The organism is Acidovorax sp. DMC1, from assembly GCF_056314325.1.
Genome location: NZ_JBQUYO010000003.1, coordinates 161,993 through 184,496 on the forward strand (window position 1 = coordinate 161,993; position 22,504 = coordinate 184,496).

Below are 22,504 nucleotides of genomic sequence, written 5' to 3' on the forward strand. Positions count from 1 at the left end.
GCAGCCAGCGCGGCGGGGCGGCCCTTGCGCGGCTGCCCCGACCTGGCGAGCGCCAGTTTCATGCCATGGATCACTGAGATGAATGCTGTAAACAACACCGTGGTGCTGGAAGCCAAGGGCCTGACCAAACGCTTTACCGAAGGCCGCCTGGACGTGACCGTGCTCAAGGGCGTGGACCTGCAGATCCATACGGGCGAAACGCTGGCCATCGTCGGTGCCTCGGGCTCGGGCAAGAGCACCTTGCTGCACCTGCTGGGCGGGCTGGATGCACCCACTGCGGGCACCGTGCGCCTGAAGGGCGAGGAGATGTCGTCGCTGTCGGCAGAGCGCCAGGGGCAGTTGCGCAATCAGCACCTGGGCTTTATCTACCAGTTTCACCACCTATTGCCGGAGTTCAGTGCGCTGGACAACGTGGCCATGCCGCTGCGCATTCGCCGCCTGCCGTTGGCGCAGTGCCATGCCGAGGCGGAGCGGGTGCTGGCGTCGGTCGGGTTGAAGGAGCGGCTGATGCACCGGCCGGCCGAGCTGTCGGGTGGTGAGCGCCAGCGGGTGGCCATTGCGCGGGCCTTGGTGACGCGGCCCGCTTGCGTGCTGGCGGATGAGCCTACGGGCAATCTGGACCGAAGTACGGCTGATGGGGTGTTCGACCTGATGCTGCAGTTGGCGCGGGATCAGGGGACGGCGTTTGTGATGGTGACGCACGATGAGTCGCTGGCGGCGCGGTGTGACCGGGTGATGCGGTTGGTGTCTGGGGTTTTGGGGTGATTTTGGCTGGATGCGATAGTGGGATATGCGCTGGTAGCTATTGATTTTGTAGTGTTTTCTTTTGGGCGCTGATTGGGCCGCATGCCTGGGTTGCGGGCGGAGGCCCGGGAGTCGCCCCGGCGGGCGAGGTACTTTTCTTTGCTTCGCCAAAGAAAAGTACCCAAAAGAAAGGCGACCCCCAGTCTGCGACCCCTTCGCGGTGCGAAGGGGCAAACCTGCGGCGTGTCGGTCGCGGGGTGCGCCGCAGAACTCACTTCGCGCTGGCGCGCTTCGTTCAAACAACTGCGGCGAGTTAGTTCACGAAGCATGGGCGCTCCGACGCCCATGCCACCCCGCAACCGCCCCGCCGCAGGCGCAGCCAGCAGGGGGGGCAGCCGAATATCCAAACAGCCGGACATCCATTCGGGCCATCGCTGCGCTCGGCCCAGTTTGCGCAGCGCGTGGCGCTTGCGCCCGCGAAACGGGGCCTAGCGCAGCGCAGCGAAGCAATGGCCCGTGTGGATGTCCGTTTTGGGTTCCCTTCTGCGCGTGCCGAGAAGCGCAGGGCAGGGGGTGCGTGCGTGTGCCGAAGGACACACGCACTTCGTGCACTGACTTGCCGCAGTTGTTTGAACGGAGCGCGTAGCGCGCAGTGAGTTCTGCGGCGCACCCTCTGTCCGAGCATCGCAGGTTGCCCGTAGCGCAGCGAAGGGACGCGCGCAGTAGGGTCGCCCTTTCTTTGGTGACTTTCTTTCGGCGACGCGAAAGAAAGTTACTCGCACGCCGGGCGACTCCCGGCCTCCGCCCTCAACCTAGGCATGCCGTCAACCAGGCACGCAGCCCCTTGCACGAATGGAGAATGCTTCAAAAAGCATAGCTACCAGCGCATATCCCACTAGCGTATCCGGCCAAAATCACCAAAAAAATCACATCACCCGCCCATACCACCACACCGACAACCCCGCCGCCACCAACGCCAGCACCGCCCCCAGCAACGCCAGCAAAGAAGAAATCTCCGTCTCCTTCTTCTCCACCGTCAGCCGCGAGCTCAGCGTCTCGTACACCTTCTTTAGGTCTGCTGCTGTCGCCGCATGAAAGTACTCGGCATTGGTCCGCGCAGCCACGGCCTTCAGGGTTTCCTCATCCAGCCGCACGCGCATCGACCATCCCTCAAAGCCAATGGTCTCGCCCTGCACCGTGCCCACCCCCACCGTGTACACACGCACCCCTCGGTCGGCCGCCCACTTGGCGGCTTCCAGCGGGTCCACGCCTGTGGTGCGCTGGCCGTCGGTCAGCATGATGATGGCGGCTGAGTTGTAGGAGCCCGGGGGCACGGGCGTGAAGGTCTTGGCGGGGTCCTGTTGCTTGCCCAGCTCTTCGATGGGCTTGGGGCGCATGGCCTGGCGGCCGCCCAGTGCGGCGATGTCGATGCCCGCGTCGGGGAAGATCGTGGCCAGCGACAGCATGATGCCGTTGCCCGTGGCCGTGCCGCGCTGCAGCTGGAAGCTGTCGATGGCCTTGACCAGGTCTTCGCGGCTCTGGGTGGGCAACTGGGCCAGCTGGGCGCTGCCGGCAAAGGCCACGATGCCCACGCGCACATGCCGCGGCAGGTCGGCAATGAAGGCCTTGGCGGCGTTCTGGGCGGCGGTGATGCGGTCGGGCTCCACGTCGGCGGCGCGCATGCTGCCCGACACGTCCATGGCCAGCATGATGGTCTGGTCCTGCGAGGGCAGGGTGATGACGGCCAGCGGGCGCGCGGCGGCCAGCAGCAGGGCCACCAGGGCCAGCAGGAACAGCGCGGGCGGGATATGACGGCGCAGGTGCTGGCCGGGGCCCATGGCCTCGCGCACCAGGGACAGGCTGGAGTAGGTCAGCGCTGTTTTCTTGCGCCGGTGCAGCAGCCACCAGTACAGCAGTACCAACAAGGGCACCGCCAGCAGCAGCCAGAGCAGGGTGGGCCAGAGAAAAACCATGGTGTGTGTCCTTGGTGGCGTGTACAGCGTGTGCGGCGGGTGACTAACTAATCAATCCATCGATCGGTCAGGCGGCGGCCGCCTGTGCAGCAGGGCCTGCGGATGCCGATGCGGGGACGAGAGGGTGGCTGTGCGCCCGCACCCGGCGCTGGCGCAGATCCATGAAGCGCAGCAGGGCATCGACCAGATCGTCGTCGGTGCACAGCTCCAGCGTGTCGGCGCCCGCACGCGTCAGGCCTTCGCGCAGCGCGGCCTCGCGGTCGGCGGCCAGCTGGGCAAAGCGGCGGCGAAAGCCCGCGTCGTGTGTGTCCACCTGCAGTTGCTCGCCGCTTTCGGCATCGCGCAGCGTGACCAGGCCCACATCGGGAAGCTCCAGCTCCAGCGGGTCGAGCAGGCGCACGGCCACCACGTCATGCCGCTGGGCCAGTTGGGCCAGAGGCTTTTCCCACCCAGGCGCGCTGATGAAGTCGGACACCACAAACACGGTGGACCGGCGCTTGAGCGTGGCCAGTCCGGTCTGCAGCAGCCGGTGCAGCTCAGTAGCGCCGCCACCCGTCTTGTACGGTGGCACCGTGGTTTTGGAGGGCAGCAGCTTGTGCACCAGGTGCAGCACATGGGCACGGCTGCTGCGCGGGGGCAGCACGGCGTCCACCGCGCGTGCTGCCTGCGGGTGGGCGCCGCCGTACAGCACGGCGCCCACACGGTTGCCGTGGCGGGTGAGCAGGCGCGAAAGCACGGCCACAAAGCCGGTCAGGATGTCGCGCTTGGCATGGCCGGTGGGGCCGAAGCTGATGGACGGGCTCAGGTCCAGCAGAAACCAGGCCGACATTTCGCGGTCCTCGGTGAACACGCGCACATGGGGCGTATTCAGCCGCGCGGTCACGTTCCAGTCGATATGGCGCACGTCGTCGTGCGGCTGGTATTCGCGCAGGTCGGTCAGGTCCAGGCCACTGCCCCGCATCAGTGTGCGGTAGTCGCCCTGCAGCAGACCGTCCAGGCGGCGGATCACCTTCCACTCCAGTTCACGCAGCAGCCGGTCGGCCTGCCCGGGCAGCGTGGGCAGGGTGTGCACTGTGGCGGATGTACCAGATGTGGCGGGCGGCTTGCGGGTCATGGCGAGGGACTCAAGCGGCCTTTTGTTCGTGGTGCAAGGGGCGCGCCGGTGCCGGGATCTTGGCCATGATGCGCTGGATGAGCGCGTCGGCATCCAGCCCTTCGGACAGCGCCTCGTACGACAGTGCCACGCGGTGGCGCAGCACGTCGGCTGCCAGGTCGGTCATGTCTTCGGGCAGCACATAGTTGCGCCCGCGCAGCATGGCCAAGGCCTGCGCGCCCTCGGCCAGCGCAATGGTGGCGCGCGGGCTGGCCCCGCAGCTGATGTAGCCGGCCAGGTCTTTCAGACCATGCCGCGCGGGCTCGCGCGTGGCGGCCACCAGCTTCACGGCGTACTGCAGCATCGACGGGTCCACATACACCGTGCGGCATTCGGCCTGCAGCGCCGCCAGCTGCGCCGTGGTGGCCACGGGCAGCACCTGCACGGGCACATCGAGCGCGCGCTGGGCGATGACGAACTCTTCTTCCTCGGTGGGGTAGCCCAGCAGCACCTTCATCATGAAGCGGTCCACCTGCGCCTCGGGCAGCGCGTAGGTGCCTTCGGTCTCGATAGGGTTCTGCGTGGCCATCACCAGGAAGGGCTCGGGCACCTTGTGCGTCTCGCCCGCAATGGTCACCTGGCGCTCCTGCATCACCTCCAGCAGCGCGCTCTGCACCTTGGCGGGCGCACGGTTGATTTCGTCGGCCAGCAGCAGGTGGGTGAACACCGGCCCCAGCGTGGTGCTGAACTCGCCGGTTTTCTGGTTGTACATGCGCGTGCCCACCAGGTCGGCGGGCACCAGGTCGGGCGTGAACTGGATGCGCTTGAAGCTGCCCTGGATGGTGCTGGCCAGCGTCTTCACCGTCAGCGTCTTGGCCAGGCCCGGCACGCCTTCGACCAGCAGGTGGCCCTGGGCCAGCATGGCGACCATGACGCGCTCCAGAAAGCGGTCTTGCCCGACCACCACGCGTTTGACCTCGTAGAGCACCTGTTCCATCAGCGTGGCGGTGGCGGCATTCGATGCATTGGGCGATGTGCTGGACGACATGGGGCTCCTTGCGATGATGGGTGGGAAGGTGGTGATGGTGGGGCGGTGTGCGGTCAGAACGGAGGCATGCCGACAGCAGACGCTGCGTTTTCGATAGGCACCGCAAAACCGATGCCGATGAAGGTGCGCGCCTGGGTGGGGTTGAGGATGGCGGTGACGATGCCCACCACCTCGCCGTCCAGCGTCACCAGCGGGCCGCCCGAGTTGCCCGGGTTGGCGGCCGCGTCAAACTGGATCAAATTGCTGAGCTGGCGTTTGCCCTCGGGCGACGTGAATTCGCGTTGCAGGCCCGACACCACCCCCGCCGATGCCGAGGGGCCGATGCCAAAAGGAAAGCCCACAGCCACCACATGGTCGCCCGGGCGCAGGTTCTGGGTGGACCGCAGGGTGGCGGCCTCCAGGTCGTCGGGCACCTTGTGGGCCTGCAGCACGGCCAAGTCGTTTTCCGGTTGCACGCCGGTGATGCTGGCCGTGGTCTCCAGCCCGTCGTGGAAGGTGATGCCGATGCGGTCTGAGCCCGCCACCACATGCAAGTTGGTCAGGATGACGCCCTTGTCCACGATGACCACGCCCGTGCCAATGCCGCGCTCGACCTCTTCCTTGCCGTTCTTGCTGCGCCCGTAGCCCACCACGCGCACCACCGAGGGGCCGATGCTCTCCACAGCCCGCGCGGCGGCAGAGGGTGGGGTGGTGGTCTCCAGCGTGCGCAGCACGGCCGCGTCGATATCGTCCTGGGTGATCTTGCGGGCTGGGCTGCGGGTGTTGTGCCAGGCGCTGGCGACCAGCAAGGCCGCCAACAGCACCACGATGGTCCACAGGGCGACCAGCTGGCGTTTGAATGCGCGTGAATTCGGGGGCGTGGAGGCAGCGGTGGCGGCGTTCGTCGCTGGCGAATCATCTGCGGGCGGCGCTGCGGAGGCCACGGCTTCGGTGGCGTCCACTACCGCAGGCGTGCGGCTGCGGGCGGAGCGGGAGCTGCTGTAGAGGGCGGGCCGGGGCATCCTGTCACCTTTGCTCGTACACGCCAGGGCCTGGCGCACGCAAATGACAGTAGCACGGTTTGCCGGCAAATGCACATGCAGGGCTACACAGGCTCAAGGCTCTCAACGATCGCAGCCTTTGCGGACGGCATCGGGCATCATCGGCGCATGACTGCCTGGATCGATACCCACTGCCACCTCGACGCCCCCGAGTTCGACGCCGACCGCAGCGCGGTCCGCGCCCAGGCGGCGGCGCATGGTGTTTGCCACTGCGTGATTCCGGCGGTAGAGCGCAGCAACTGGGACACCGTGCGGGCTCTGGCGCACCAGCATGGGGACAGCTATGCGCTGGGCATTCATCCCCTCTATACAGGGCGCGCCGAGGAGGAGGACCTGCAGCATCTGGCCGGGTACTTGGAGCAGCACCATGCTGACCCGCGCCTGGTGGCGATTGGCGAGATCGGCCTCGATTATTTTGTGCCGGGTCTCGACCCGGTGCGCCAGGAGCGGTTTTACCGCGCGCAGCTGCAGCTGGCCCGGCGGTTTGACCTGCCGGTGATCCTGCATGTGCGCCGTTCTGCCGACAAGCTGCTCAAGGGCCTGCGGAATTTGCCGGTGCGCGGTGGCATTGCGCATGCCTTCAATGGCAGCCTGCAGCAGGCGCAGGCGTTCATTGCGCTGGGCTTCAAGCTGGGATTTGGCGGTGCGGTGACCTATGACCGCGCCCTGCAGCTGCGCCGCCTGGCCACCGAGCTGCCCGGCGATGCGCTGGTGCTGGAGACCGATGCGCCCGACATTCCCCCTCACTGGCTTTACACCACCGCCGCAGAGCGCGCTGCAGGGCAGCACCAGGGCCGTAACAGCCCAGGGGAGCTACCCGGCATCGCGGCCGTGGTGGCCCAGTTGCGCGGCCAGCCTGTGCAGTCGCTGGCTGGCAGCACCTGGGCCAATGCCTTGGCCGCGTTGCCTCGGCTGGAGGGGCTGCTGGCAGACGGGCAGCCATCGCAGGGTGGATGAGAGACCGGCAAGCAAGATGAATGGGGATAAATTTGGGAGTTGGACGCCCTGTGGCAAAGGGCCGACAGCTATCTTTTTTGTGCCGCCGGACGGGGCTGACCGTCCTTTGGGGCCAAAATTGCCCCATGCCCCCAGCCCCTGTTGCAGCCGGCCCGTCTGTGGCCCCTACTCCTGACGCCTCCGGCCCGTCCGCGCGCTGGCTGGGCCTGCCGCCGGTGGCCGGTGCGCGCACTGTGGTGCTGGTGCTGGGCAGTTTCCCGGGGGCTGCGTCATTGCAAGCCCGCCAGTACTACGCGCACCCCCAGAACCACTTCTGGAAGATCCTGCAGGCTTTGTGGCCCCAGCATCCGTTGCCCCCGGCCGGGCCTGACGGCTATGCGGACCGCTGCGCCTGGCTGCTGGACCGCGGCCTGGGCCTGTGGGACGTGTACCAGAGCTGCGAGCGCGAGGGCAGCCTGGACACCAGCATCCGCAACGCCCGGCTCAACGACTTTGCCGCGCTGCGCAGCGTGTGCCCCCAGTTGGCCGCGCTCGCGCACAACGGTGCGGAGAGTTTCCGGCACGCCCCGGCGGCGCTCGCCGCGCTGGGGGCTGCCGGGCAGCCGACGCGCTTGCCGCATGATGTGGGGGAGTCAGGCGCGCGGCCCATCGAGGCCGTGCGCCTGCCATCGACCAGCCCGGCCAACGCCTCCTGGAGTTTTGAACGTAAATTGACCGCTTGGGCCGATGTGATGGCCCGGCACGGATTGCTGTGAATGGCCCGTAAAAAAGAAACCTTGCAAGAACTGCCCGAAGTCAGCGTGTCTGACGACGGCGAAGTGCGCCATCTGCACCTGGGCACACCTTGGATCCAGGGCTCCATGCGCATCGATGAGCCCTTTGACCTGGAGCTGGAGTACGTGCAGCGCATGATGGCCTGGCTGCTGTTTGCTGACCTGGCGCAGGTGTCCAAGGGCCATGCCATGCAGCTGGGCCTGGGGGCGGGTGCCATCACCAAGTTCTGCCACAAAAAGCTGCGCATCTGCACCACCGCCATCGAACTCAACCCGCAGGTGCTGGCCGTGTGCCGCCAGTGGTTCAAGCTGCCGCCCGACGGCCCCAAGCTGCGCGTGGTGCTGGCCGACGCGTCCAAGGAGATCCAGAACCCCATGTGGTTGGGAACGGTGGATGCGCTGGCTGTGGACCTGTACGACCACGAGGCCGCGGCCCCCGTGCTCGACAGCCCCGACTTTTATGCCGACTGCCGCGCGCTGCTCACAGAAACAGGCTGCATGACCGTGAACCTGTTTGGCCGCGCGTCGAGTTTTGACCGCAGCCTGCAGAGCATGGCGCAAGCGTTTGGCGACGATGCGCTGTGGGCGTTCAAGCCCACACGCGAAGGCAACACGGTGGTGCTGGCGCAGCGCACCCCCACGCGGCCTAAGCGCGCGGAGCTGGCCGAAAAGGCCGAGGCCATCCAGGCGCGCTGGGACCTGCCCACTTCCAAATGGCTGCGGGTGTTCAAGCCCGTAAAGCCTTGAAAGGATTCTTGCAATGAATGCTCCCGTCGTGACGCCGGAACGGCTGAAATCGGCTTCGCACATTGGCCCGGTGGACTGGCGCCGTGTGGTGCAGTGGCTCAGTGATGACAAGGTGATCTCGCACGAGGAAGCGCAGCGCACCGTGGCCCGCTGTTCGCAGGCCGAGAGTTCCCAGCATGCCCTGGTGCGTCTGGCCAACGTGGCCATGGAGCGGGCGAGCGATGGCAAGCCGCTCGACATCGAGGCGCTGACTGAGTACCTGGCCCGGCGGGCGGGTTTGGCCTACATGCGCATCGACCCGCTCAAGGTGGATGTGGGGCGTGTGGCCGACACCATGAGCGCTACCTATGCGGAGCGCCACAAGGTGCTGCCTGTGCAGGTGACCAGCAAAGAAGTGGTGGTGGCCACGGCCGAGCCCTTCATCGACGACTGGGTCGCCGAGGTGGAGCGCCAGTCCCGCCGTTCGGTGCGCAGGGTGGTGGCCAACCCGCAGGACATTCACCGCTTCACGGCCGAATTTTTTGCGCTTGCCAAGTCGGTGCGCGCGGCGCAGAAGGCTGGCGGCAGTTCAGGTGGCAACAGCTTTGAACAGCTGGTGGAGCTGGGCAAGAGCAACAAGCAGCTCGACGCCAACGACCAGGGCGTGGTCAAGGTGGTGGACTGGCTCTGGCAGTACGCGTTTGACCAGCGGGCCAGCGATATCCACCTGGAGCCGCGGCGCGACCAGGGCGTGATCCGTTTCCGCATCGACGGCGTGCTGCACCCGGTCTACCAGATGCCCATGGGTGTGCACAACGCCATGGTGGCGCGCATCAAGCTGCTGGGCCGCATCGACGTGGTGGAAAAGCGCCGCCCCCAGGACGGTCGCATCAAGACCCGCAACCAGCGGGGCGAAGAGGTGGAAATGCGCCTGTCCACCCTGCCCACGGCGTTTGGCGAAAAGATGGTCATGCGCATTTTCGACCCCGACAACGCGGTCAAGGACCTGGACGCCCTGGGCTTTGCGCAGCACGATGCACAGCGCTGGGAGGCGCTGGTCAAGCGGCCACACGGCATCATCCTGGTGACCGGGCCCACGGGCTCGGGCAAGACCACCACGCTGTATTCCACCCTGAAGCGCGTGGCGACAGAAGAGGTCAACGTGAGCACGGTGGAAGACCCAATCGAAATGATCGAGCCCAGCTTCAACCAGACCCAGGTGCAGCCGCAGCTCGACTTCAACTTTGCCGAAGGCCTGCGCGCCCTCATGCGGCAGGACCCCGACATCATCATGGTGGGCGAAATCCGTGACCTGGAGACCGCCGAGATGGCCATCCAGGCTGCGCTGACGGGCCACCTGGTGTTCTCTACCCTGCACACCAACGATGCGCCCAGCGCCATCACCCGCATGATGGAGTTGGGGGTGCCGTCGTACCTCATCAATGCCACCCTGCTGGGTGTGCTGGCACAGCGGCTGGTGCGCACGCTGTGCAAGCAGTGCAAGCAGAAGGACGAGTCCGCAAGCCGCGAAGCGCTGACCGAGGTGGTCAAGCCTTGGAAGATCAGCGGCAGCTACCACCCGTACAAGCCGGTCGGCTGCGTGGATTGCCGCATGGGGGGGTTCCGAGGCCGCATGGGGCTCTATGAATTGCTCACCGTCAGCGAAGCGCTCAAGGACAAGATCACGCAGGCGCCTTCCATTGACGTGCTGCGCCGCCAGGCCGTGCAGGACGGCATGCGCCCCCTGCGCCTGGCGGGTGCGCTGCGCGTGGCCGAGGGGCTGACCACGATGGAAGAAGTGATTGCCGCCACGCCGCCCCTGGAGTGAGCGAAGGGGAGGGGCGGGCATTCCTCTGCGGTTACCCTGCCGTCCTCCCGAGTGGTTTTCGAGACAGTCTCCAGGGCGACACGCCCTGCAGTGCAGACCTGTCAGGCGTTACCGGATGTAGGTGGAATCCACATCGCGCCGCCCCCTCCTTGCCAGCACAATCGCGCAGTCGAGAATTCCGTCAAGGAGACAATTCGTGAAAATCAAGAGTAATAAAGACTTTGCGTCCGGGCTCATGTTCATGGGCGTCGGTACCGCATTTGCGTGGGGTGCGACCACCTACAACGTAGGGACCGGTGCGCGCATGGGCCCTGGCTACTTCCCGTTGCTGCTGGGCATTTTGCTGGCCATCATTGGTTTGGTGATCACTTTCAAGGCGATGACTGTGGAAACCGCCGATGGTGACAAGATCGGCAAATGGGCCTGGAAGCCGCTGTTCTTCATCCTGGCTGCCAACTTTGCCTTCGGCATTCTGCTGGGCGGCTTGCCCAGCCTGGGCATCCCGGCCATGGGTCTCATCGTGGGCATCTATGCACTGACCTTCATCTCCAGCCTGGCTGGCAATGAGTTCAATGCCAAGGGTGTGTTTGTTCTGGCCACCGTGCTTGCCATCGGCAGCTATGTGGCTTTTGTGTGGGCGCTCAAGCTGCAGTTTCCTGTGTGGCCGAGTTTCATCGCAGGTTAAGCAGGAGCACCGACCATGGATTTGATTAACAACTTGTCGTTGGGTTTTGGTGTTGCGTTCACCTTCCAGAACCTGATTTACTGTTTTGTCGGCTGTTTGCTCGGTACGCTGATCGGCGTGCTGCCAGGCATCGGCCCCGTGGCGACCATCGCCATGCTGTTGCCCGCCACCTATGCGCTGCCCCCCGTGGCTGCGCTGATCATGCTGGCCGGTATCTATTACGGCGCCCAGTACGGCGGTTCGACCACCGCCATCCTGGTGAACCTGCCAGGTGAGTCTTCGTCGGTGGTGACCGTGATCGACGGCTACCAGATGGCCCGCAAGGGCCGGGCGGGGCCCGCGCTGGCGGCTGCAGGTTTGGGCTCGTTCTTCGCAGGTTGCGTGGGTACGCTGATCCTGGCGGCCTTTGCGCCACCGCTGACCGAAGTCGCGTTCAAGTTCGGCCCTGCCGAATACTTCTCGCTGATGGTGCTGGGTCTGATCGGTGCCGTGGTGCTGGCCTCGGGTTCGCTGCTCAAAGCGGTGGCCATGATCGTGCTGGGCCTGCTGATGGGCTTGGTGGGTACCGACGTGAACTCGGGCGTGGCCCGCTTCAGCTTCGATATCCCTGAGCTGACCGACGGTATCGGCTTCGTGACCATCGCCATGGGCGTGTTCGGCTACGGTGAAATCATTGCCAACCTGTCGCGTCCCGATGACGAACGCGAAGTGTTCACCGCCAAGGTCGAGGGCCTGTTCCCCACCAAGGAAGACTTCAAGCGCATGTTCCCCGCAGTGCTGCGTGGTACGGCACTGGGTTCTGCACTGGGTATCTTGCCCGGTGGCGGTGCACTGCTGGCAGCGTTTGCCGCCTACACGGTCGAGAAGAAGACCAAGCTGCAACCTGGTGAAGTGCCTTTCGGCCAGGGCAACATCCGTGGCGTGGCGTCGCCTGAGTCGGCCAACAATGCCGGTTCGCAGACTTCGTTCATCCCGCTGCTGACGCTGGGTATTCCTCCCAACGCCGTGATGGCGCTGATGGTGGGTGCCATGACCATCCACAACATCCAGCCTGGTCCCCAGGTGATGACGAGCAACCCCGAACTGTTCTGGGGTCTGATCGCCTCGATGTGGATCGGCAATGCGATGCTGGTGATCCTGAACCTGCCGCTGATCGGCATCTGGATCAAGCTGCTCACCGTGCCTTACCGCTGGCTGTACCCGTCCATCGTGCTGTTCTGCGCGGTGGGTGTGTATTCCACCAATAACAACACCTTTGACATCTGGATGGTGGGTGCGTTCGGTCTGATCGGCTACATCTTCCACAAGCTGGGCACGGAGCCTGCACCACTGCTGCTCGGTTTCATTCTGGGCCCGATGATGGAAGAAAACCTGCGCCGTGCGCTGCTGCTGTCGCGCGGCGACTGGAGCGTGTTTGTGACGCGTCCGCTGTCTGCCGGCCTGCTGGCGGCTGCAGCCCTGCTGCTCGTCATCGTGCTGCTGCCCGCCGTGAAGAACAAGCGTGAAGAAGCCTTCGTGGAAGATTGATCCTTCTCTGCGGACTTTCTCACCCTGACCAACGGCACCTTCGGGTGCCGTTGTTTTTTGGGCAGTGGCGTCCACATGGCACGGCTGTCTGCGGTACACAATTGCGGGCAGAGGTCCGCATGTCCACACCCTTTCATCCCACGCAGCATCCCCACCGGGCGATGCTGCACAACGAAATCCACGCCCGTCCCCCTGAGGCGATGAATGCGCCGCTGGCCATCGCGCACATTGTCATGCTCGCCGATGCCGCCGGTCGCGAGGCGAGCCGGGCCCATGTGGCCGCGCTGCTGCGGGACCATCACATGGCGCTGCCTGATGCACAGACCACCCACCTGCGCATGGATCTGGGCGCTTTTCGCCTGCGGTGGGAGCTGCACACCGAGTTTGTCACCTGGACCTTCATGGTCCCGGCGCCGGTCGAGGCTTTTGGAGAGCGGGAGCCGGTCAGTGCGGTGGACTCCGTGCCCCGCGACTGGCTGGCCGCGTTGCCGGGCCAGTGCCTGTGCAGTCTGAACCTCTGGGTGCTGCCCACCCATACGTTTGGCTCGGGCTCGCTGGTCAAGCATGTGCTGCATGAGGACACGCTGGTGGCGTCCACCGTGGCCGATGGCCATGGCGAGGTGTACACCGACTTCGCGATCCATGCCGACGGTTTCTCGCGCATGGTGTTGCTAGCGGGTGGTATGACACCCAGGCGCCTGGGGCGCTTGGTGCAGCGCCTGCTGGAGATAGAGACCTACCGCATGGCCGCTTTGCTGGGCCTGCCGGCCGCCCGCGAGGCAGCCAGCGTGCTGGCCTTTGCCGAGCGTGAACTGGCGGCGCTGGCTGAAGCCATCCGCACAGCCAACCGCGACGACGAGCCGGCTTTGCTGGACCGGCTGACGCGCCTGGCTGGGCAGGTGGAGAGCCAATACGCAGCCACACATTCGCGTTTCTCGGCCAGCAGCGCCTACTTTGAATTGCTGGACCGCCGCATCCAGGACATTGCCGAGTCGCGTCTGGCGGGCATGCAGACCATCCGCGAGTTCATGGACCGGCGCCTGACCCCCGCGCGCAGCACCTGCGAGTGGGCCACCCGGCGGCAGGATGCGCTGTCGCAGCGCGTGTCGCGCATGAGTAACCTGCTGCGCACCCGGGTAGAGATCGAACAGCAGCAAAGCAGCCAGGCGCTGCTGACCACCATGAACCACCGGCAGGATTTGCAGTTGCAGATGCAGTCCACGGTGGAGGGGCTGTCCGTGGCGGCCATTACCTATTACATCGTCGGGCTCGTCAGCTATCTGGCGAAGGGCGCGCAAAAGCTGGGGTGGCCGTTGTCGCCGGAGACCACAGCAGCCCTGGCGATTCCGGTGGTGGCGGTAGGGGTGTGGTGGTCACTGCGGCGCCTGCACCAGCGGGTGTTCCACAAACACCGCTGAGGGTGCAGGTGGCGATCGGCCGGACTGCGCGGGAACTCGTTGAACCCGTGCGCCATCGCTGATCAAGGGGGCGCCCGCACAGAGGTTCGATGGCCTGCTGCCGCCGCATCGTGTCACACTGGGCGCCACTTTCTGACGCCTTTTGATCGGCAGACCATCCAATGGGCGATTCGCACCCCTGCATATCCGTGACCACTGAAAAGAAGAGCATTGCGACCGGCTTGGCGCTGGCATTCCTGGGTTCCATTGCGTTCAGCGGCAAGGCCATCATCGTCAAGCTGGCCTACCGCTATGGGGTGGATGCGGTCACGCTCATCATGTACCGCATGCTGTTCGCACTGCCCATCTTTGCTGTGATGGCATGGTGGGCGAGTCGGGGCAAGCTCCCGCTCAGCCACAAGGACTGGCTGGGCGTGCTGGGCCTCGGGGTCACGGGCTACTACCTGGCAAGTTTTCTTGACTTTGCCGGGCTGGCCTACATCAGTGCCAGCCTGGAGCGGCTGATCCTGTACCTCAACCCCACCCTGGTCGTATTGCTGGGCTGGATGCTGTATGGGCGCGGCATCCGCTGGGCCCAGGCCGCCGGCATGCTGGTGAGCTACAGCGGCGTGGTGCTGGTCTTCGGGCACGAGGCCAACCTGCAGGGCGCCAATGCTGCCTGGGGCACGTTGCTGGTGTTCCTGAGCGCAGTCAGTTACGCCATCTACCTGGTCTACAGCGGCGAGATGGTGCAGCGCCTCGGTTCGCTGCGACTGGTGGGGCTGGCGACCACGGTGGCGTGCCTGTGCTGTCTGCTGCAGTTTGTGGTGCTGCGCCCGTTGAGTGCAGCCATAGTGGCTCCCGAGGTGATCTGGTTGTCGGTGCTCAACGCGACCCTGTGCACGGCCGCGCCTGTACTGATGGTGATGATGGCCATCGAGCGCATTGGCGCGGGTATGGCCGCACAAACCGGCATGGTGGGCCCGTTGTCCACCATCCTCATGGGCGTGTGGATTCTGGGGGAACCCTTCACAGCGTGGGTGGCAGCGGGGACGGTGCTCGTGATGACGGGCATTTTCATTTTTACCCGCATGGCGCGCAGGCCCTGACAGCCCCCATCCCGCAGCCCTCTCGGGTCCCGGGACAGGGGCGGCCTTGGTTGTCTTTATGACGTCTTCTTCTTGGGGGCTGCCTTGCGGGCTGGCGTCTCGGCAGGTGCTGCAGGTGACGGCACCGCTGCGGCGGCGGGTGCAGCCTTGGGGCTCACGCGCTGGGCTACCGTCACGGGGGCCGTGCCGGTGAAACCATCGAGATTCTTGCCCATGGCCAGCTCCAGCTGCTCCAGGCGCGCCTGTGCTGGTGGGTGCGTGGCTAGTGCCAGCGTGAAGGCTGGGTTGTCTGGTGTGGCGGTGCGAAGGTGCTGCAACACCGACACCAGCCCGTAGGGGTCGAAACCTGCACGGGTGGCCAGGGCCACGCCGGTGCGGTCGGCGTCATACTCATCGGTTTGATCCAGGCCGCGCGCATACAGGTTGCGTCCCAAGGCCAGGAACTGCGAGGCCACCACGCTGCCCACGGCGTTGGTCTTGATCTGGGACGCTACCAACTGCGTCAGCATGCCGGACTGGGCCGTCTTGCGGATGGCCAGCAGGTGGTGCTTGGCGGTGACATGGGTGATTTCGTGGGCCAGGATGCCCGCGAGTTCTGCCTCGTCAGCACAGCGGTCGATGAGTCCCTTGGTCACGAACACATAACCCCCTGGGGCCGCAAAGGCGTTGTAGCCGGGGTCGTCCAGCACCACAAACGTCCAGGGCAGGTTGGGGCGGGGGGATTGCAGGCTGATCCAGCGTCCCAACTGGTTCACGTAGCGTTGCAGCGCCATGTCGGGGTGCAAGGGCTTGCTGCCCAGCAGCACGGCCGACAGCTGCCGGCCGATCTCGATCTCGCGGGGCTCGTCAATGCTCTCGACCGAGCGGGTGAGCATGCTGATGAGGTCATCCCCCTGGCCTGTGGGCGCGCCCCCGCCGGTGATGGCGCCCAGGAGGCCGCCACCCGTGTTGCTGGTAGTGCTGCCACCGCCACCGAGGGCGTTGAGCAGGTTCATGACCCCTTGACTCTGCCCCTGGCTGGGCAGCAGGGTCAGGGCCAGGGCGGTGCAGGCCGTTGCAATCAGCCGGATGCGGGGAAGGGAATAGGGCAGGCGCATGGCAGCTCTCGCTCAGTTGGGGCTGAAATTGGGGTCGGACGGGTTGTTGGACGAGCCTGTCGCTCCCGATCCGCCGCTGGAGGAGGGCCGGGGCGGTTCGGCCAGAGGGGCTACATTGCGTGGCTGCAGCGACGCATTGCTGGCGAACTGGCGGGCCTGGTCGGCATTGACACGTAGCCCCTCGGCCTGGGTCACCGCCGCCGGGTTGGGTTGTGCCTTGGCGATGTCTTCAGCGCCCAGGCCTCGGATACCCACGGTGGAGGTGGCGGTCGTGGTACTGCCGCTGTTATTGCCAAAAAGGCTGCCCAAACCGCGAATTCCGCTGGTGGCTGCATTTCCACTGGTGGGCGCAGCGCCGGACTGGGGGCCTAGGTCAAACATGTGGACCCAGCCTGTGGCGCCTTGGGGTGTGCTGACCTTGGTCCATGGGCCCTTGCGCTCGCTGGTTCGCGTGACCACCGCATTGGCTTCCAGGGGCGCCACGCTGGCACCGCTTTCTGCGGGACTGTCCCTTAGCTGTGTTGCGCGTTTGACGACGGCTGCCTCCTGGGCATGTGCTGGGGCAGCCAACAAGGGCAGCACGGCCATCGCGGCCGATGCCAGCCAAGAGGCCAGGGCTCTGCAGTGCAGCCGAATCATTTTGTATCTCTCCACTTATGATTTGTTGTGGCTGCGGCTCGCAGCGTGAAACCGGAGATTGTTATGGATTTGGATATTGCAGGCAAATGGGCGCTGGTGTGTGGCGCGAGCAAGGGGCTGGGTTATGGCTGCGCGCAGGCTCTGGTGCGAGAGGGTGTCAATGTGGTCATCAACGCCCGCAACGCAGAGGCGCTGAACCAGGCTGCTACCCGTTTGATAGCTGAAGGCGCAGCTGCAACGGGCGCCAGCGGCCAGAAGGGCGCAAGCCCACAGGTGCTGGCCGTGGCGACCGACATCACCACCCCTGAGGGGCGTGCGGCAGTGTTCTCGGTGGCCGGAGGTCCGGGGCGGGACTTCGACATCGTGATCACCAACGCTGGGGGGCCTCCCACCGGCGATTTCCGCGACTGGAACCGCGATGCCTGGATCAAGGCCGTGGACGCCAACATGCTCACCCCCATCGAACTGATTCAGGCCACCGTGGATGGCATGGCTGCGCGTGGGTTTGGCCGCATCGTCAACATCACCTCCAGCGCCGTGAAGGCACCCATCGACATCCTGGGCCTCTCCAACGGCGCGCGCAGCGGTCTCACAGGGTTTGTGGCTGGCGTGTCTCGCAGCAAGGTCGCGGCGCGCGGGGTGACCATCAACAATCTGCTGCCCGGCAAGTTCGATACCGATCGCTTGGCCGCCACCGTCAACGCGGCTGCCAGCAAGGCGGGCAAGAGCGTTCAGGACGTGCGCTCTGCCCAGCAGGCGCAGATTCCAGCTGGGCGTTACGGCACGGCGGAAGAATTCGGCGCCATCTGCGCCTTCCTGTGCAGCGTGCAAGCGGGCTACATGACGGGGCAGAACGTGCTGGCCGACGGCGGGGCCTATCCCGGCACGTTCTGAGGCAGCTCGGGCCCGGCGTGGTCTGCGGGCTGACCCGCCGCAGAGGTTCTGCAGAACGGGAGGCAGTCGTGGTGTTTTGCCGACAGCTTTACCGGAGCGCTGAATAATTGGTGGAATACTGCGGGCCAGCGCCCGCTATCGCCCGACGTCATGCATCCTGCCCACACATCCATCCTGCCGCGCCTGAAACGCCACTGCACCGTGCTGTGTCTGGCGCTGGGTGTGGCTGGGGCTGTGCAGGCGGCTGGCGCCGCCAGCGCGCCCGGTGCAAACAGCACTGCGACGGCACCCTATCGGCTGCGCATCGTGGGCGGGCTGGCGGGCATCAGTCAGTACATCCGGCAGGAAGAACCTTTCTGGACCAAAGAGCTGTCACGCCTGAGCGCCGGACGCTTCCAGGCCGAGATCGTGCCCTTTGACCGTGCCGGTGTGCCCGGGGCCGAGATGCTGCGGCTGTTGCAGCTGGGGGTGGTTCCATTCGGCACCACCCTGATGAGCTCCTTCACGGCGCAATACCCCGAATACACCGCGCCCGACCTGGCGGGGCTGAACCCCGACATTGCCACGCTCAAGACCACGCTGGCGGCCTTCCGTCCTTACCTCGAAAAGGCGCTGCGCGAACAGCATGGTGTTGAGGCGCTCGCCATCTACGTGTATCCGGCGCAGGTGGTCTTCTGCAAGAAGCCGCTGCGTACTTTGTCGGAGCTGACCGGCCGCCGTGTGCGTGTGTCGTCGGCCAGCCAGGCTGACTTTGTGGGGGCCTTGGGCGGGGTGCCGGTGCTGACCAGTTTTTCGCAGATCGTGCCCAGCCTGACGGCCGGCAATACCGAATGCGCCATCACCGGCACCATGTCCGGCAACATCCTGGGCCTGCCTTCCATCACCACCCACGTGCACACCCTGCCTGTTACCTGGGGGCTTGCGGTGTTTGGGGCCAACCAGGCCGCCTGGGCGGCCTTGCCAGCCGATTTGCGCACGTTGCTCCAACGGGAGCTGCCCCGCTTGGAGGCCGCCATCTGGGCCGAGTCCGAGCGCGAAACCGCCGATGGACTGGCCTGCAACCGGGGGGCACCCACCTGCAGCGCTGGCACCAAGGGCAGCATGGTGGTGGTGCCGGTGTCGCCACAGGATGAGCGCAGCCGCCAGGAGATCCTCGAATCCACCGTTTTGCCGCGCTGGGTGCAGCGTTGCGGTGCCCGCTGTGCGCAGGTCTGGAACCAGACCATCGGGCCGGCGCGTGGCCTGCAGGCAGCGCCTGCGAAATGACAGAGTCCGCAGCCCCCTCCCGCATCAGGGCCTACGTCTGGGCGGGCGCCGCAGTGTTTGTGGCGGCCGTGGTGGCGGTGGCTGGCACCCTGACGTGGAACGCCCGCCAGGCCGCGCTGGCCGACAGCGAGGCCCAGGCCACGCGTTTTGTGGCCGGCGCAGAGGCCGCACTCAACCGCTCCCTGCTCGCCGTGGACGTGCTGCTGGCCAGCATGGACGAATTGCTGGGCCTGTCCAACGCCATGCCCAAGTGGCTGGACCCCGACACGGCCAGCCAGCGGCTGCGCGGATCGGCGCGGCAGAACCTTATGGTGCGGTACGTGGCGGTGCTCGACGGCACCGGCAAGGCGCTGGCATCGTCCGACCCTGCGGGTGCCAGCCTGTCGGTGCAACTGCCTGCCGGTTTTCTGGAGAGCGTGCTGGAGCAACCGGTATCCACCCTGATGGTCAGCGCGCCGGTGGTGAGCTTTGCCAGTTCCGAGAAGGTGTTGTACTTCGCACGCCATCTGCGCATGGCCGACAGCTCGCGGGTGGTGGCTGTGGCCGAGCTACCGGTGTCGGCCCTGAGCTCAGTGCTGGTGCAGGGCGTGGACATCAGCGGCCTGCAGGTCACGCTGGAGCGGGCCACCGGGCAACTGCTGCTGAGCGTGCCCAACCGCGAAGACGTGACCGCGCCCACCCTCGCGCCCCCCATTGGCGATCTGGCCGATCAGGGCCTGGCCTGGCAAGCCCCGGCGCGACTGACCGGTGAGCCCTCGCTGGTGGTGTTCCGCCCCATCCTGTACCAGGACCTGCGCATTGCGGCCAGCATTCCGCTGGACGCAGCGCTTGCCGGCTGGCGCGAACAGCGCGATGCGATTGCACTGACCACCGCGCTGTTCATTGCCATGATCTTTGCGGCCGGGGTGCTGGCGTTGCGGTATGTGGACCGCATGTCCCAGGCCCGCCTGGCCATCGCGCAGTCCAAGGCCACGCTGGACCAGGCGCTGGAATCCATGGTCAGCGGATTTTTGCTGCTGGACAGCCAGCAGCGTGTGGTGCAGTGGAATCGCCAGCTCGAAACCATCCTCCCGTGGCTGCAGGGCGTGATCACGCCCCTGATGCCGTTCCGAGCGGTGCTGGAAGCCACGGTGGAGCACCATGTGCCCCGCCTGTCTGACGAGGAGCGCAAGCGGTGGGTGAGCCAGCGCCTGGAGCGGCAAAAGCACCAGCCCGAGCCACGCGAACAGTCGTACGCCAACGGCAGCACCATCCAGATCACCGAACGCGCCACGCCCGATGGGGGCCTGGTCATCAGCTACCACGACGTGACCGCGCTGCGCAAGGCCAGCACCGAGATCGAGAGCCTGGCCTTCTACGACCCGCTGACCAACCTGCCCAACCGCCGGCTGCTGATGGACCGCATGCAGCAGGCCATTGCTGCCAGCGTGCGCAGCGGGCAATACGGCGCCCTGCTGTTCCTGGACCTGGACCATTTCAAGACCCTGAACGACACGCGCGGTCACGAGGTCGGCGACATGCTGCTGCGCCAGGTGGCCCAGCGCCTGAAGACCTGCGTGCGGCGCGAGGACACCGTGGCACGGCTTGGGGGCGACGAATTTGTGGTCATGCTCAGCGACCTGTCGGTCCACCGCGACGAGGCCGCCGCCCAGGCGCGCCGGGTGGGCGAGAAGATCCTGCGAAAACTCAACGTGCCGTACACCCTGGGCGGCAACGCGCACCACAGCACGCCCAGCATTGGCGCCACGCTGATGGGCGGTACCCTGCAATCGTCGGTGGACCTGCTCAAGGAGGCCGACATTGCGATGTACCAGGTCAAATCGCAAGGGCGCAACGCGCTGTGCTTTTTTGACCCGCAGATGCAGATCGTCATCAGCATGCGCGCGCAGCTGGAGGCCGACCTGCAGATGGCCCTCACGGCGCGGCAGTTTGTGCTGCACTACCAGCCGCAGTTCCACCTGGATGGTCGCATGGTGGGTGCCGAGGCCCTGATCCGCTGGCAGCACCCGGAGCGTGGGCTGGTAGCCCCGGGCGAATTCATTGGTGTGGCCGAGGAGAGTGAACTCATCGTGCCCATGGGGCACTGGGTGCTGCGCACGGCCTGCGAGCAGCTGGCGGCCTGGCAGGGGGACGAGCGCTACCGGCACCTGCAGGTGTCGGTCAACGTGAGCGCGCGGCAGTTCCGGCAGCGCGACTTTGTGGCCCGCGTGGTGGAGGTGCTGCGCGAGACAGGCGCCCGGCCGCACCTGCTCAAACTCGAACTCACCGAATCGCTGGTGCTGGACAACGTGGACGACACCATCGCCAAGATCGGCATGCTCAAGACCAAGGGAGTGCGCTTTTCTGTGGACGACTTTGGCACCGGCTACTCATCGCTGGCGTATCTCACGCGGCTGCCGCTGGACCAGCTCAAGATCGACCAGTCCTTCGTGCGCAACCTGGGGGTGCGGCACACCGACGATGTGATCGTGCAGACCATCCTCGGCATGGCGCGCAACCTGGAGCTCGATGTGATTGCCGAAGGGGTGGAAACCGAGGCACAGAAGGACTTCCTGGCCCGGCACGGGTGTGTGTACTTCCAGGGCTATCTGCTGGGGCGGCCTACCCCGGTGGCCGACCTGGAGGCGTTGATCGAGTCCGCCGCCACGGTCACTGCCCCGGGTTGATCGGCTCAGTCTCAGGGAATTAGCGCTTTTTGCTACTTTTTGTGTAGCGCTTCAGGCAATCAATACCTGCGCTACCGGCAGTTTGGATCAAAAATTGCGTCCTTCAGCGCCGTGACGACACCACGATGCCGCCCACAATCAGCGCAAACGCCACGCCGTGAAAGGCCTTGGGCGTGTCGCCCAGAAACGCCGCCGACAGCACCCCGGCAAACAGGGGCGTGAGGTTGATGAAAAACCCGGCGGCTGCAGGCCCGGCGCGTTGCACGCCCACCCCCCAGCAGCGGTAGGCCAGCACCGCAGGCCCCACAGCTATGAAGGCCAGGGCGGCAATCAGCGGCCAGCCCCATTCGATATGCGTGCGCCCGCTGGCCCATTCGGCCCCCGCAAAGCTGCCCGACCAGGCCAGCCCAAACACCATCTGTGCCATCAAGAACGCGGCCCAGTCGCCCCGGATGCTGGTGGGCTCGCTGGTGCGTGACAGCAGCCAGCTGTAGAACGCCCACGAGATGGTTGCCAGCAGCATGAACAAATCGCCCGGCACCAGGCGGAAGGCCAGCAGCTGCGACCACTCGCCCCGGCTCAGCACCAGCAGCACCCCACACACCGACAGCAGCGCGCCCAGCACCTGGCGCCGCGTGACGGCCGCGCCGAAGAACAGCGCGCCCACGGCCAGCATCCACACCGGCATGCTCGACCCCACCAGCGTCACATTGATGGGGGTGGAGGTCTGCAGCGCCATGTACTGCAGCGCGTTGTAGGCCCCGATGCCCAGCAGGCCCAGCAGCGCATAGCGGCGCCAGTGTGGCCACAGTGGGCTGTCGGCGCGCAGCACGCCATGGGCCAGGGGCAGCAGGATGGCAAAGGCCAGCACCCAGCGGATGAAGTTCAGGGTGATGGGGGGAATCAGTTCGTGGACCAGCCGCCCTACCACTGCGTTGCCGGCCCACAGCAGGGGCGGAATCACCAGCAGCACGGCCGTGCCGGGTGTGATTTTTTGAGTCATGGGGCTGCACTGTAACGGTGCAGGCAGGGCCCTGCTGCG

General features: G+C 65.9%; 19 protein-coding genes. 12 read left to right on the forward strand and 7 right to left on the reverse strand.

Annotation, left to right across the window (positions count from 1 at the left end; genetic code table 11):
- Positions 1 to 78: 78 nt before the first annotated feature.
- Positions 79 to 765: a lipoprotein-releasing ABC transporter ATP-binding protein LolD gene (gene lolD / locus ACT531_RS08080; protein ID WP_476017088.1), complete on the forward strand. Its 687-nt coding sequence runs from the start codon at positions 79 to 81 to the stop codon at positions 763 to 765.
- 905 nt (positions 766 to 1,670) lie between these two features.
- Here lolD and ACT531_RS08085 read toward each other — a convergent pair.
- The 4 genes from ACT531_RS08085 to ACT531_RS08100 form a co-directional block, all read right to left on the reverse strand.
- Positions 1,671 to 2,717 (reverse strand): VWA domain-containing protein, encoded by a 1,047-nt coding sequence (locus tag ACT531_RS08085; RefSeq protein WP_476017089.1) that lies wholly within the window; start codon positions 2,715 to 2,717, stop codon positions 1,671 to 1,673.
- Positions 2,718 to 2,784: 67 nt separating this feature from the next.
- Entirely contained in the window at positions 2,785 to 3,831 is a 1,047-nt protein-coding gene (locus ACT531_RS08090) for a DUF58 domain-containing protein (RefSeq protein ID WP_476017090.1), read from the reverse strand.
- A gap of 10 nt (positions 3,832 to 3,841) precedes the next feature.
- Complete coding sequence (locus tag ACT531_RS08095) at positions 3,842 to 4,858, reverse strand: AAA family ATPase (protein WP_476017091.1); 1,017 nt, start codon at positions 4,856 to 4,858, stop codon at positions 3,842 to 3,844.
- 53 nt (positions 4,859 to 4,911) lie between these two features.
- Entirely contained in the window at positions 4,912 to 5,859 is a 948-nt protein-coding gene (locus ACT531_RS08100) for a S1C family serine protease (RefSeq protein WP_110959489.1), read from the reverse strand.
- A gap of 147 nt (positions 5,860 to 6,006) precedes the next feature.
- Here ACT531_RS08100 and ACT531_RS08105 point away from each other — a divergent pair, with 147 nt between their 5' ends.
- From ACT531_RS08105 to ACT531_RS08140, 8 genes are all read left to right on the forward strand, one after another.
- Positions 6,007 to 6,855, forward strand: coding sequence for a TatD family hydrolase (locus ACT531_RS08105; protein ID WP_476017092.1), 849 nt, complete (start codon positions 6,007 to 6,009; stop codon positions 6,853 to 6,855).
- A 125-nt stretch (positions 6,856 to 6,980) separates the two neighbouring features.
- A complete protein-coding gene (locus ACT531_RS08110; protein WP_343735182.1) occupies positions 6,981 to 7,610 on the forward strand; it encodes a DNA-deoxyinosine glycosylase in 630 nt (209 codons plus the stop codon).
- Positions 7,611 to 8,375: a class I SAM-dependent methyltransferase gene (locus ACT531_RS08115; protein WP_476017093.1), complete on the forward strand. Its 765-nt coding sequence runs from the start codon at positions 7,611 to 7,613 to the stop codon at positions 8,373 to 8,375.
- A gap of 13 nt (positions 8,376 to 8,388) precedes the next feature.
- Positions 8,389 to 10,182, forward strand: a complete 1,794-nt coding sequence (gene tfpB, locus ACT531_RS08120) for a type IV pilus assembly ATPase TfpB (RefSeq protein ID WP_476017094.1) — start codon at positions 8,389 to 8,391, stop codon at positions 10,180 to 10,182.
- Positions 10,183 to 10,378: 196 nt separating this feature from the next.
- Positions 10,379 to 10,867, forward strand: coding sequence for a tripartite tricarboxylate transporter TctB family protein (locus ACT531_RS08125; RefSeq protein WP_015013056.1), 489 nt, complete (start codon positions 10,379 to 10,381; stop codon positions 10,865 to 10,867).
- A 15-nt stretch (positions 10,868 to 10,882) separates the two neighbouring features.
- Positions 10,883 to 12,394 (forward strand): tripartite tricarboxylate transporter permease, encoded by a 1,512-nt coding sequence (locus ACT531_RS08130; RefSeq protein WP_060984541.1) that lies wholly within the window; start codon positions 10,883 to 10,885, stop codon positions 12,392 to 12,394.
- Positions 12,395 to 12,513: 119 nt separating this feature from the next.
- Entirely contained in the window at positions 12,514 to 13,812 is a 1,299-nt protein-coding gene (locus ACT531_RS08135) for a DUF3422 family protein (RefSeq protein WP_476017095.1), read from the forward strand.
- A 161-nt stretch (positions 13,813 to 13,973) separates the two neighbouring features.
- Positions 13,974 to 14,900, forward strand: coding sequence for a DMT family transporter (locus tag ACT531_RS08140; RefSeq protein WP_476017096.1), 927 nt, complete (start codon positions 13,974 to 13,976; stop codon positions 14,898 to 14,900).
- 56 nt (positions 14,901 to 14,956) lie between these two features.
- On the opposite strand, the gene ACT531_RS08145 is transcribed toward ACT531_RS08140, so the two are convergent.
- A complete protein-coding gene (locus ACT531_RS08145; protein ID WP_476017097.1) occupies positions 14,957 to 15,997 on the reverse strand; it encodes a M48 family metalloprotease in 1,041 nt (346 codons plus the stop codon).
- A gap of 12 nt (positions 15,998 to 16,009) precedes the next feature.
- Positions 16,010 to 16,636, reverse strand: a complete 627-nt coding sequence (locus ACT531_RS08150; RefSeq protein ID WP_476017098.1) for an SH3 domain-containing protein — start codon at positions 16,634 to 16,636, stop codon at positions 16,010 to 16,012.
- Positions 16,637 to 16,699: 63 nt separating this feature from the next.
- Here ACT531_RS08150 and ACT531_RS08155 point away from each other — a divergent pair, with 63 nt between their 5' ends.
- The 3 genes from ACT531_RS08155 (at position 16,700) to ACT531_RS08165 (ending at position 21,462) form a co-directional block, all read left to right on the forward strand.
- Positions 16,700 to 17,530, forward strand: a complete 831-nt coding sequence (locus tag ACT531_RS08155) for an SDR family oxidoreductase (protein WP_476017099.1) — start codon at positions 16,700 to 16,702, stop codon at positions 17,528 to 17,530.
- 150 nt (positions 17,531 to 17,680) lie between these two features.
- Positions 17,681 to 18,796: a TRAP transporter substrate-binding protein gene (locus ACT531_RS08160; RefSeq protein WP_476017100.1), complete on the forward strand. Its 1,116-nt coding sequence runs from the start codon at positions 17,681 to 17,683 to the stop codon at positions 18,794 to 18,796.
- A complete protein-coding gene (locus ACT531_RS08165) occupies positions 18,793 to 21,462 on the forward strand; it encodes a bifunctional diguanylate cyclase/phosphodiesterase (protein WP_476017101.1) in 2,670 nt (889 codons plus the stop codon). Before ACT531_RS08160 ends, ACT531_RS08165 begins: the two co-directional genes overlap by 4 nt.
- 103 nt (positions 21,463 to 21,565) lie before the next feature.
- Here the strand turns inward: ACT531_RS08165 and ACT531_RS08170 are convergent, their stop codons facing one another.
- Positions 21,566 to 22,465: a DMT family transporter gene (locus ACT531_RS08170; RefSeq protein ID WP_110959477.1), complete on the reverse strand. Its 900-nt coding sequence runs from the start codon at positions 22,463 to 22,465 to the stop codon at positions 21,566 to 21,568.
- Positions 22,466 to 22,504: the final 39 nt, after the last annotated feature.